This window comes from Pseudomonas saponiphila, assembly GCF_900105185.1.
In the GTDB taxonomy this organism is placed as follows: domain Bacteria; phylum Pseudomonadota; class Gammaproteobacteria; order Pseudomonadales; family Pseudomonadaceae; genus Aquipseudomonas; species Aquipseudomonas saponiphila.
On the sequence record NZ_FNTJ01000002.1, the window covers coordinates 1,316,471 to 1,328,325 of the forward strand.

Annotated in this window: 7 protein-coding genes; 5 read left to right on the forward strand and 2 right to left on the reverse strand. The window is 64.8% G+C overall.

Translation table 11 applies throughout. The features are described from left to right. Nucleotides 1–3: 3 nt before the first annotated feature. The 3 genes from BLV47_RS27830 to BLV47_RS27840 all read left to right on the forward strand — a co-directional run bounded on the left by BLV47_RS27830 (nt 4) and on the right by BLV47_RS27840 (nt 4,791). Complete coding sequence (locus tag BLV47_RS27830; RefSeq protein WP_092319546.1) at nt 4–1,746, forward strand: PTS fructose-like transporter subunit IIB; 1,743 nt, start codon at nt 4–6, stop codon at nt 1,744–1,746. A gap of 903 nt (nt 1,747–2,649) precedes the next feature. Continuing rightward, on the forward strand, nt 2,650–3,030 hold the full coding sequence (locus tag BLV47_RS27835; protein WP_092319548.1) for a DUF6124 family protein: 381 nt from the start codon (nt 2,650–2,652) through the stop codon (nt 3,028–3,030). A 219-nt stretch (nt 3,031–3,249) separates the two neighbouring features. After that, nucleotides 3,250–4,791 carry an alkaline phosphatase D family protein gene (locus BLV47_RS27840; RefSeq protein WP_092319550.1) on the forward strand — a complete coding sequence of 514 codons (1,542 nt, stop codon included), beginning with the start codon at nt 3,250–3,252 and terminating at the stop codon, nt 4,789–4,791. A gap of 379 nt (nt 4,792–5,170) precedes the next feature. On the opposite strand, the gene BLV47_RS27845 is transcribed toward BLV47_RS27840, so the two are convergent. Further along, complete coding sequence (locus BLV47_RS27845) at nt 5,171–7,702, reverse strand: PepSY domain-containing protein (protein ID WP_092319552.1); 2,532 nt, start codon at nt 7,700–7,702, stop codon at nt 5,171–5,173. A gap of 156 nt (nt 7,703–7,858) precedes the next feature. Then, on the reverse strand, nt 7,859–10,153 hold the full coding sequence (locus BLV47_RS27850; protein ID WP_092319554.1) for a TonB-dependent receptor: 2,295 nt from the start codon (nt 10,151–10,153) through the stop codon (nt 7,859–7,861). A gap of 208 nt (nt 10,154–10,361) precedes the next feature. On the opposite strand from BLV47_RS27850, the gene BLV47_RS27855 reads away from it, so the two are divergent. Both BLV47_RS27855 and BLV47_RS27860 read left to right on the forward strand, forming a co-directional pair. Beyond that, nucleotides 10,362–11,042, forward strand: a complete 681-nt coding sequence (locus BLV47_RS27855; protein WP_016967196.1) for a Fe2+-dependent dioxygenase — start codon at nt 10,362–10,364, stop codon at nt 11,040–11,042. A gap of 3 nt (nt 11,043–11,045) precedes the next feature. Next, complete coding sequence (locus BLV47_RS27860) at nt 11,046–11,804, forward strand: tetratricopeptide repeat protein (RefSeq protein WP_092319556.1); 759 nt, start codon at nt 11,046–11,048, stop codon at nt 11,802–11,804. The last annotated feature ends 51 nt before the right edge of the window (nt 11,805–11,855 follow it).

Here is an 11,855-nt window from a genome sequence, read left to right on the forward strand (position 1 = left end):
CGTATGAAGTTAGCCATTATTACCGCCTGCCCCAACGGCATGGTCACCAGCGTACTCTGCGCCCGCCTGCTGGACGCCGCGGCCCAGCGCCAGGGCTGGAGCACCAGCGTGGAAGTGCACGATGACGCGCACCCGGAACGCCAACTCTCGGCCACTACCATCGAAGCCGCCGAGTGGGTACTGGTGGTCAGCACCGGGCCTGTGGACCTGTCGCGTTTTGTCGGCAAGCGGGTGTACCGCAGCACCCCGTCCCAGGCCCTGCAGGACGTCGATGCCGTGCTGCGTCGTGGCGCCGAAGAGGCCCAGATCCATGTCGCCGCCCAAGCCAGTGCCGAGCCGCTGATCGAGGCCGGCAAACGTGCGCCGCGCCTGGTGGCGATCACCGCGTGCCCGACCGGCGTGGCGCACACCTTCATGGCCGCCGAGGCCTTGCAGCAGACCGCCAAGCGCCTGGGCTACGACCTGCAAGTGGAAACCCAGGGCTCGGTGGGCGCGCGTAATCCGCTGAGCGCCGAAGCCATCGCCGCCGCCGACGTGGTGCTGCTGGCGGCGGACATCGAAGTGGCCACCGAGCGTTTTGCCGGCAAGCGCATCTACCGCTGCGGCACCGGCGTGGCCCTGAAACAAGCCGAGGCGACCCTGAACAAGGCCCTGGCCGAAGGCCAGCTGGAGACCGCCGCTCCCGGCGCCCAGGCACCGGCCAAGCAGGAAAAGACCGGGGTCTACAAACACCTGCTGACCGGGGTGTCGTTCATGCTGCCGATGGTGGTGGCGGGCGGCCTGATGATTGCCCTGTCCTTCGTCTTCGGCATCACCGCCTTCAAGGAGCAAGGCACCCTGGCCGCGGCCCTGATGCAGATCGGCGGCGAGACCGCCTTCAAGTTGATGGTGCCGCTGCTGGCCGGATACATCGCCTACTCCATCGCCGACCGACCGGGGCTGGCGCCGGGGATGATCGGCGGCATGCTCGCCAGCACCCTGGGCGCGGGCTTCATCGGCGGCATCGTCGCCGGCTTCCTTGCCGGTTATGCGGCCAAGGCGATCAACAAATATGCGCGCTTGCCACAAAGCCTGGAGGCGCTGAAACCGATCCTGATCATCCCGCTGCTGGCCAGCCTGTTCACCGGGCTGGTGATGATCTACGTGGTGGGCAAACCGGTGGCGGGCATGCTCGAAGCCCTGACCCATTTCCTCGACAGCATGGGCACCACCAACGCCATTCTGCTGGGGGTATTGCTGGGCGCGATGATGTGCGTCGACCTGGGTGGGCCGATCAACAAGGCGGCCTACGCGTTCTCGGTAGGGCTGCTGGCGTCCCAGAGTTATGCACCGATGGCCGCGACCATGGCCGCGGGCATGGTGCCGCCGATTGGCTTAGGCATTGCCACCTTCATCGCCCGGCGCAAGTTTGCCCAGACCGAACGTGAGGCCGGCAAGGCGGCGTTGGTGCTGGGGTTGTGCTTTATCTCCGAGGGGGCGATTCCGTTCGCCGCCAAGGACCCGTTGCGGGTGATTCCGGCGAGCATTGCCGGCGGCGCCCTGACCGGGGCTTTGTCGATGTACTTCGGCTGCAAGCTGATGGCGCCCCACGGTGGCCTGTTCGTCATGCTGATCCCGAATGCCATCAACCATGCGCTGCTGTACCTGCTGGCGATTGTCGCGGGCAGCCTGCTCACTGCGCTGGTGTATGCGGTGGTGAAACGGCCCGAGGCGGTGGAGCTGGCCCTGCAACCCGCCTCTTCGTAGGAGCCGGCTTGCCGGCGAATAGGCCCTTGAGCCTCGCGCCGTTCCGGCCGACGCCTTCGCTGGCAAGCCAGCTCCTACGGAGAAGGGCGCGCCACCGCAGTTCCGTAGGAGCCGGCTTGCCGGCGAATGGGCCCTTGAGCCTTGCGCCGTTCCGGCCGACGCCTTCGCTGGCAAGCCAGCTCCCACGGAGAAGGGTGCGCCACCGCAGTTCCGGAGGAGCCGGCTTGCCGGCGAATGGGCCCTTGAGCCTTGCGCCGTTCCGGCCGACGCCTTCGCTGGCAAGCCAGCTCCCACGGAGAAGGGTGCGCCACCGCAGTTCCGTAGGAGCCGGCTTGCCGGCGAATGGGCCCTTGAGCCTTGCGCCGTTCCGGCCGACGCCTTCGCTGGCAAGCCAGCTCCTACAGAGAAGGGCGCGCCACCGCAGTTCCGTAGGAGCCGGCTTGCCGGCGAATAGGCCCGCAAGCCTTGCACCGTTCTGGCTGGCGAAGACATCCTCAAGCCGGGCTCGGCCTTTTTCCTCGCCGCTCAACCTCGGCGCACCTGCTATTGCAGGCTGCGCCCAGGGCTTATTGCGGCTTTCTCCAGCGGCCACCGTCGGCCAAGTCTCTTTCTTTTGTAAGGCGTTTCCGAGACACTCCTTGGCGCTTGCGGCTGGGTACTCGGCTCACTAGGCTCGGGGTGTCACTGAATGTTCAGTGATCGGGTTTAGCAGCCTGATTCCAAGACACGCAAGTATTGCCCCTGTCCCGGTTGGCTTTTGGCCTGCCGAGTTCTGTCATGGCGGCTGTGCGTGGGGCGCCCTTGGGTGCGCCGGATTCCTTGGACCGGTCTGCTAACCCGCGTACAGCTGCCACCTTACGTTTAGCAGCGTCAGGTGGTGGCTCCACCCCAAGGAGCTACACCATGAAAAAGATCGTCCCCGATCCACCTGTTTTCCATCCTTCTTCCCGTCGTAATCCCGACCACGATCTGGCCAACGAAGTCATTCGCCATGCACTGGCCAACACCCGCATAAACGGCTCGTTGATCGCGGCTCTCCACCCCACCGCTGCGGGTCCTGCGGGCACCGACTCGCCCTTCACCGTCCGCCCCGGCATCAGCGCCGAAGAAGCCTTGCTCCACGTGTCCATGCTGCTCAAGGCGGCCGAAGAGGTGTCCGACGAGATCACCGAGCAGGCCAGCGGCGTCGAGCGTGGCCTGATCTGGTCCCTGGTGCATTCGGTGGAAATGGCCCGTGGCGTGGTCGATGCCTTGCTTGATGGCAATCGCCACGCTCCCGGTTGAGCGCGTAGCTAGCCGCTTGTTGTGGCGAGGGAGCTTGCTCCCGCTGGCGTGCGCAGCGCGCCCATGGCCAGCCACCGCCGTCTGTCAGGCATTTCCTGCATTCAGGAGTTACGGCCGCTGCGCAGCCGAGCGGGAGCAAGCTCCCTCGCCACTGTGCTGTCACACCCCCTTCATCCCCCCTGACTAAGGTTGCCTTTTGACCATTGTCAGGGAGTCACCATGAGCGAGTTCAACCTCGGCCGTCGTCGGATCATGCAAATCGCCGGGGCGGGGCTGTTGCTGCCGAGTCTGGCACCGGCGGTGATTGCATCGGTCAAGGATCGGCCGCAGCTCACCGATGGGGTGCAGTCCGGGGATCTGCTGGGGGACAAGGCGATGATCTGGAGCCGCACCGATCGCCCGGCGCGGATGGTGGTGGAGTGGGACACGCGAAGCATGTTCAGTAACCCTCGGCGTTTCATCTCGCCCCTGGCCGATGCGCGCACGGATTTCACGGCGCGGGTGGAGTTGACCGGGTTGCCGGCCGATCAGGCGATCTTCTATCGGGTGAGGTTCGAGGACGCGCAATCCGGTGCGGCCAGTGAGCCGTGGTTCGGCCATTTGCGCAGTGCGCCGTCGCAACGCCGGGACATCCGCTTTGTCTGGAGCGGCGACACGGTGGGCCAGGGCTTCGGCATCAACCCGGACATTGGCGGCATGCGTATCTATGAGGCCATGCGCCTGCGCCTGCCGGACTTTTTTATCCACAGCGGCGACACCATCTACGCCGACGGCCCGGTGCCGGCGCAGTTGACCGTGGAGGATGGGCGTATCTGGCGCAATATCACCACCGAGGCCAAGAGCAAGGTGGCCGAAACCCTGGACGAGTATCGGGGCAATTACCGCTACAACCTGATGGACGACAACCTGCGGCGCTTCAATGTCGAGGTGCCGCAGATCTGGCAGTGGGACGACCATGAGGTGGTCAACAACTGGTCGCCCGGCAAGCAGTTGGACGAGCGCTATGTGGTCAAGGACATCCAGACCCTGGTGGGCCGCGCGCGTCAGGCGTGGCTGGAGTATGCGCCGATGCGCCGGCAGAGCGCCGATGGTGGTGGGCGGATTTACCGCAAGCTCAGTTATGGACCTTTGCTGGATGTGTTCGTGCTGGACATGCGCAGTTATCGCGGCGCCAACGATGACAACCTCGGGGGTGAGAAGCCCTTCCTGGGCTGTGAGCAGTTGGACTGGCTCAAGCGTGAACTCAAGGATTCCCTGGCCCAGTGGAAAGTGGTGGCAGCGGACATGCCGATTGGCCTGGGTGTGCCGGATGGCGAGGTCAGCCCGGGAGTGGCGCGCTGGGAAGCGATTGCCAACGGCGACCCAGGACCGGCCCAGGGGCGTGAGCTGGAGATTGCCGAATTGCTGGCGCACCTGCGCAAGCATCAGGTGCGCAACCATGTGTGGCTGACGGCGGATGTGCATTACTGCGCGGCCCACCATTACCACCCGGATCGCGCGGCGTTCCAGGATTTCGAGCCGTTCTGGGAGTTTGTCGCCGGCCCCCTGAATGCCGGGAGTTTCGGGCCCAATGTGCTGGACAAGACCTTCGGCCCGGAAGTGGTATTTCAGAAGGCGCCACCCGCGCAGAACACCTCGCCCTTTGCCGGCTTTCAATTCTTTGGCGAGGTGCAGATCGACGGGCAGAGCGCCGAGTTGAGCGTGATCCTGCGGGACCTGGATGGCCTGGCGGTGTACGAGCAAAAACTGCAGCTGGTGTAAGCCTCCCCGACCACACCACGCCCCGTAGGAGCCGGCTTGCCGGCGAATGGGCCCTTGAGCCTTGCGCTATCGGGGCGGGCGCTTTCGCTGGCAAGCCAGCTCCTACGGAGGTGGGGGGGCCGCGCGGTCGGGGTAGGAGCCGGCTTGCCGGCGAACGGGCCCTTGAGCCTTGCGCTATCGGGGCGGGCGCTTTCGCTGGCAAGCCAGCTCCTACGGAGGTTGGGGGGACGCGCGGTCGGTGTAGGAGCCGGCTTGCCGGCGAATGGGCCCTTGAGCCTTGCGCTATCCGGGCGGGCGCTTTCGCTGGCAAGCCAGCTCCTACGGAGGTGGGGGGACGCACGGTCGGGGTAGGAGCCGGCTTGCCGGCGAAGCGTTCGGCTCAGTAAACGTCGCGGCGGTAGCGTCCCTGTTCGATCAGGCGTTCGACCTGGTCGGCGCCCAGCACCTCGTCGAGCACCTGGTCTACCCCCGAAGCCATGCCCTGCAAGCTGCCGCAGATGTAGATCGCGGCGCCATCGGCCAGCCATTTCTTCAGTTCGTCGGCCGCTTGGCGCAGGCGATCCTGGACGTAGACCTTCTCGGCCTGATCCCGCGAGAAGGCCAGGTCCAGGCGGCTCAGGTCGCCACGGGTGCGCCATTCCTGCAGTTCGTCCTTGAAGTAGAAATCATGCTCGGCGTTGCGCTCGCCAAAGATCAGCCAGTTGCGTTGCTGGCCGTCGGCGATGCGTGCCTTGAGCAAGCTGCGCAGGCCCGCTAACCCGGTGCCGTTGCCCAGCAGAATCAGTGGGCGAGGTTCGGCCGGCAGGTGGAAGCCGCTGTTGCGCCGCACCCGCAGGCTGATGCTCGAACCCACCGCGACATGTTCGGTGAGCCAGCCGGAACCAATGCCCAGGCTGCCGTCAGGGTGGCATTCCTGACGTACCAGCAACTCCAGGCAACCATCGGCGGCAATCGAGGCGATGGAGTATTCGCGCATGTTCAAGGGCACCAGGGCGTCCACCAGGGCCTGGGCGTGCAGGCCGATCAAATGAGCGCGGTTTTCCGGGAGCTGGCGGCTGCCCAGGGCCTGTTCGAGGCTTTCCTGCAGGCCATCCAGTTGCACCGGGGTGCTGCCGGAAAGGCCCAGGCCCGCGAGGAAATCCGCCACCGCGCCACGGCTGTTGCGCGGCATCACTTCCACCAGATCCCCGGCCAGCCAGCCGCTGGCGCTAGGGGCCTGCAGTTGCAGCAGGTAGACCCCGGAGCCGCTGCTCTCGGGGTTGAGCAGGCGGCGGCTGGTCAAGGTCCAGTTGTCGAAGGCCGGGGCCTGCCACAGGTCCACCGGTGCATGGCCGGTGAGTTGCCCCAGTTGCTGCTGCCAATGACGCAGGGCGTAGCTGTCGCCGCTGTCCACTTCGATGGGGGCGAACAGGGTGCTGGCGCCCTGGTTCGCCAGCCAGTCGTGCAGGCGCCGGGCAAAACCGCAGAAGTGCGGGTACTGGCGGTCGCCCAGGCCGAGCACGGCGTATTCCAGGCTCGGCAGCGACAGCTCGCGGCCCAGCAGTTTGCGCTCGAAGCCGCGGGCACTGTCCGGGGCTTCGCCGTCGCCAAAGGTGCTGACCACGAACAGCGCACGCTGGGCACCACGCAAGTCCTGTTCACCGAAGTTGCCCAGGGGCAGGACGCGGGCGGCGATCCCCGCGCTGTGCAGTTGCCCGGCGGTCTGCCAGGCCAGTTGTTCGGCAAAACCGCTCTGGCTGGCGAAGCCGATCAGCCACGCCGAACCGTCGTTGGCGGCACTTTCCAGGCCCTGGCGTGCGTCCTTGATCTGGCGCTTCTTGCGCCGGCGATCCAGGTACAGCAGCCAGCCGGTGATGAAGAACAGCGGCATGCTCAGTGAGGCCAGGGTCAGGACGATGCGCCCGATCAGGCCGAAGTAGCTGCCCACGTGCAGGGCGTAGACGCTGGTGAGCAGTTGCGCCTTGAGGCTCTGCTCGGCATAGCGCTCATGACGGCTGATAACCCCGGTGACGGGGTCCAGGGTCAGCTGGTTCAGGGCGCGATCGTGGGGCGAACCTTTGAGCAGGTAGAACACCGTCGCTGGCTGCCCGGCCACCGGCGGCATGCGGATGTTGTAGGCGCTGAGGTCCTTGCCGGCGGCGCTGTAGATGCTGCTCCACAAGGCGTTGTAGTCCGCCACCGGGGCCGGACCCTTGGGCGGCGGGCCACCGCGCCCACCGCGCTGGCGTTCACTGTGTGGCGAGTCGGAGAGCAGCTTGGTCAGGCCTTCCCGATACCAGTCGTAGGACCAGTACAGGCCGGTGAGGGCGAACAGCAGGTAGAACAGCAGGCACCAGGTGCCGAACACCGCGTGCAGGTCCCAGTTGAAGCCGCGGCCTTTCTTGGCCCAGTCCAGGGTCAGCCATACCCGCCAGTTGCCAACCTGGCGCGGCCAACGCAGGTACAGCCCGGACAGGCAGAAGAAGATCAGGATCAGGGTGCAGGCACCGGTGATCTGCCGGCCGGTGTCGCCGATGGCCAGGAAGCGGTGCAGTTGCAGCATGAAGCCGAAGAAGTCCTGGCCGACCGCGTCACCCAGGAGCTCGCCGGTGTAGGGATCGAAGTAGCGCATCTGGCCGCGACGCTCCCCCGGCGGCGGGGTGAAGAATACCCGCGCAGCGTTGTCGCTGTCGGTTTCCACCCACAGCATGGACACGTTCTTGCCTGCGGCGGCCTGGATTTTGTCCACCAGTTCGGCGGGCGGCAGCACCCCGGCCGGGAGCGGGTCGACTTGCAGCGCCGAAGGATTGAGGGCGCGCAGGATCTCGTCCTGGAACGACACTGTCGCCCCGGTGATGCCCATCAGGGCCAGGACCAGCCCCGCGCTGATGCCGAAGAACCAGTGCAGCTGGAACAGGGTTTTCTTCAACACGTCACTCGCCTTGTTCGTCCAGAGAGAGAAAACACGGCGCGCATTATGCCGTGCGTTGTCGAGAAGCATTCGTTTTTACACGCAAAAGCCCCAGGCACTCGAATGCGTGGGGCTTTTGCGCCCGTGGCCGGGGCCACAGGTGGGTGTTGTGCGGGATCAGAAGTGGAAGTTGGCACTCATCAGCGCGGTACGGCCGGCGGCCTGGTTGGCGAAGTGCGCCGAGTAGGCCTTGTCGTAGTAGGTCTTGTCGGTCAGGTTCTGCACGTTCAACTGCAGGTCGACGTTCTTGGTCAGCTTGTAGCTGGCCATGGCGTCGTAGCGGGTGTAGGACGGTACGTACACGGTGTTGCCAGTGTCGCCGTAGACCTCGTCGACATAGAACGCACCGCCACCAACGGTGAATTTCGGGGTGATGGCGTAGGTGCTCCACAGGCTGAAACTGTTCTTCGGCGTGTTGGGCATTTCATTGCCTTTGGCCGAGGCGGCACCGGCGGTGATCACCCCGTTGCGACCGGTCAAGCCTGGGTCCACCAGTTCGCTCTTGAGGTAGCTGTAGCCAGCGAAGACTTGCCACTTGTCGGTGATCTTGCCGCTGGCGCCCAGTTCCAGGCCATCGACGCGGGATTCACCGGCGTTCTGGTAGGTCAGTGCGTCGACCAGGACCCGGGTGTTTTTCTTCTCGGTGCGAAATACCGCCGCGGTGAGGGACAGGCGGTCGTTGAGCACGTTCCACTTGGTGCCCAGCTCGTAGTTGACCGTTTCTTCAGGCTGCAGATCGCTGGTGCTGGCGCCGGCGGCCAGGGGGTTGCCCTCTGCGCCTTCACCCACCAGGGCGCCGGGCGGGGTGGCCGAGGTGGCGTAGGAGGCATAGACGCTGCCGTTTTCCATCGGCTTCCAGACCAGGCCGGCCTGCCAGTTCCAGAACTGGCTGTCGTTCTTGAGCTTGGTGCGGCCCGTGGCGGCGTTGGTGTTGGCCACGGTGTCGAAAGTGTCGTAGCGCAGGCCCAGGTTCAACAGCCATTGCGGGTCCAGCTCGATGGTGTCGAAGACGTAGGCGGCGCGGCTGGTGGCCTTGGTGTTGGTGCCGTAGTAGTTGCGGGCAACGCTGCCGGTCCAGGCATCATCCGGGTTCGGATTGCCCAGGGAGGTGCAACTGCCACCGCTGTTGCCGACCTTGTTCGGGGTGCAGGTCGGGTTGCTGTTAGGCGTGACGGTGTAGCTGCTGACCCGGGTTTCTTCCCCGGTGAACTCAAGCCCGGTGGAGTAGCTGTGCTTGAAACCCAGCGCCTGGAACTCGCCAAACAGATCGGTCTGGTTGGTGGTGGTCTCGGTTGTGGAGACTCGCGAGTTGGCCCGGCGCCATACGGTGCCGAACTGGTTGACGTTGTGTTGGCTGTCGTCCGGTTGGGTGAGGATGTAGTCCTGGCCGGTGCTGCCATGACGCAGGGTATTTTTCAGCGTCATGTTGTCATTCAGGTCGTGTTCGATGGAGAAGGTGCTGATGTCCGCACGGGTCTTGCGGAAGTCACGGTCCTTCAGGCCGTAGAAGTTGCTGCTATCGCCGCCATCGGTGGGTTTGTCGTGGATGTGCGCGGCCTTGGGGGCTTTTGAGCTGTAGCCATAGGGAATGCCCGAATCCGGCAGGTCATCGCTTTCCATGTGGTAGTAGCTGACGTTGACCCGGGTCGGGGTGCCCAGGCCGAAGGTCAGCGAGGGGGCCACGCCCCAACGGTCGTAATTGACGGCGTCGCGGCCTGCCACATTCTGTTCGTGGCTCATCAGGTTCAGACGGAACGCGGCACCCTCGAGGAACTGCCGGTTGACGTCCAGGGTGTAGCGTCGGGTCTGGTCGGAACCGTAGGTGAAACCGCCATTGAGGAAGTCTTGCTGCTTGGGCATCTTGCTGGTCAGGTTCAGGCTGCCACCGGCCGAGCCACGCCCACCGAAGGCGGAGTTCGGGCCTTTGCTCACTTCAATGGTTTCGATGTCGAAGATCTCACGGCTCTGGCCGCCAGTGTCACGCACACCGTCTAGATAGGTATCGCCCTGGGCGTCGAAACCACGAATGAACGGACGGTCACCTTGAGGGTTGCCACCTTCACCGGCACCAAAGGTGATGCCGGGTACTGTGCGCAGCGCATCTTGCAGGGAGGTGGCAGCGGTGTCCTTGAGGACTTGCTGAGGAACCACCGTGACCGAACGCGGTGTATCCACCAGCGGGGCGGTGTATTTCTGCGAGGACGCTTTTTCGACCTGGTAGGAGGTGTTGTCCTGGGCCTCACCGCTAATGCTGGTGGCATCCAGGGCAATGGCCTTGCCCGCGGTCTTTTGCTGGGTGTCTTCAGCAGCCTGGACCATATGGCCCGCAGAGCCGGCGCTGAGCGCTACGCCAATGGCGGAGGCCAGCAGGCGCGGTGAGCTGACAGCGGATGGTGGTTGTTGGCGTGACATGGTGGTTCCCCTCCCCAAGGATTTGAGGTCGCGGAATATAGGGGAAAGAAACAATCGTTATCAATTGCGAAACGTTACTATTCGCAATGAATTTACAATCTTTACAATTTATCCTTACGGTTTTTTCGCGCTCATTCGTCATCGGGTTTTACACAGTCAATAAGAATCAATATCATTGGCGACCTTTTCGCTGCTCAGGTATCTGGCCATGTTGCTGCACATCCCCGGCGTGTTCACCCGTGATGAAGTGGGGCGCATCCGTGAAGCCCTGGAACAGGCGGACTGGGCGGATGGCAAGATCACCGCCGGTTACCAGTCGGCCAAGGCCAAGCACAACCTGCAGTTGCCCGAGGGCCACCCGCTGGCTCAGGAAATCGGTGCGGCGATGCTCGAACGCTTGTGGCAGAACCCGCTGTTCATGTCCGCCGCCCTGCCGCACAAGGTGTTCCCGCCGCTGATCAACTGCTACACCGCCGGCGGCAGTTTCGACTTCCATATCGACAACGCCGTGCGTCAGCCCAAGGGCAGCCCGGAGCGGGTGCGCACCGATCTGTCGTCGACCCTGTTCTTCAGCGACCCCGAGGACTATGACGGCGGCGAGCTGGAGATTCAGGACACCTATGGCCTGCAGCGGGTCAAGCTGCCGGCGGGGGATCTGGTGCTGTACCCCGGCACCAGCCTGCACAAGGTCAACCCGGTGACCCGCGGCGCCCGCTACGCCTCGTTCTTCTGGACCCAGAGCCTGGTGCGCGAGGACAGCCAGCGCGCCTTGCTGTTCGAGATGGACGGAGCGATCCAGGAACTGACCCGGGATGTGCCCGACCATCCTTCGCTGATCCGCCTGACCGGCACTTATCACAACCTGTTGCGGCGTTGGGTCGAGGTGTAGGCGGTGACTGTTCAACTTCGCCGCAAGGAAGTCCTCGATGGCGCGCAACTAAGCGCCATGCTCCAGCAGAGCCCGGCCCGCGCGGCCCAGGCGATCCTGGTGGCCGCTGGCGAGGGCCTGGTGGAAGCCCAGGCGCTGCTGGGGCAGATCCTCCTCGACGGCCATGGCATCCAGCAGGACCAGGCCCTGGCCTTGCGCTGGTTCGAGATCGCCGCCCAAGGCGGTCACCTGATGGCCCGCAACATGCTTGGGCGCTGCCATGAACACGGCTGGGGCTGCCCGGCGGATGCCGCCCGCGCTGCCGGGCACTATCGATTGGCCGCCGAAGCGGGGCTGGATTGGGGCCTGTACAACTACGCCAACCTGTTGGCCACCGGCCGTGGCGTGGTGCAGAACCATGCCTTGGCCCTGGCCTGCTACCGCCGCGCGGCGGACCTTGGCCATGCCAAATCGATGAACCTGCTGGGGCGTTACCTGGAAGAAGGGCTGGTGTGCCCGGCCGACCCCGAAGCCGCGCGGGACTGGTATCGGCGTTCAGCCGAGGGCGGAGATTTCCGTGGGCAGTTCAGCTATGCCGCGGTACTGGCCGATGCCGGGCGGATCGACGAAGCGGTGGATTGGCTGAAACAGGCCCTGGCGGGCGGCAATCTGAATTTCCTGCGAGTGGCTTGCGCCGCCTTGCTCAATGCCACGCACCCAAGGATTCGCGAACTGGCCCTGGCCTATCAGCGGCGTGCGGTGGAGCTGGACGATGCACCGTGACCTGTAGGAGCTGGCTTGCCGGCGAAGGGCTCAGACCCAGGCAATGGGGCG

Coding starts and splice junctions, on each gene's coding strand:
- BLV47_RS27850 (WP_092319554.1), bottom strand. CDS start 10,153: ATGTCACGCCAACAACCACCATCCGCTGTCAGCTCACCGCGCCTGCTG.
- BLV47_RS27830 (WP_092319546.1), top strand. CDS start 4: ATGAAGTTAGCCATTATTACCGCCTGCCCCAACGGCATGGTCACCAGC.
- BLV47_RS27840 (WP_092319550.1), top strand. CDS start 3,250: ATGAGCGAGTTCAACCTCGGCCGTCGTCGGATCATGCAAATCGCCGGG.
- BLV47_RS27855 (WP_016967196.1), top strand. CDS start 10,362: ATGTTGCTGCACATCCCCGGCGTGTTCACCCGTGATGAAGTGGGGCGC.
- BLV47_RS27835 (WP_092319548.1), top strand. CDS start 2,650: ATGAAAAAGATCGTCCCCGATCCACCTGTTTTCCATCCTTCTTCCCGT.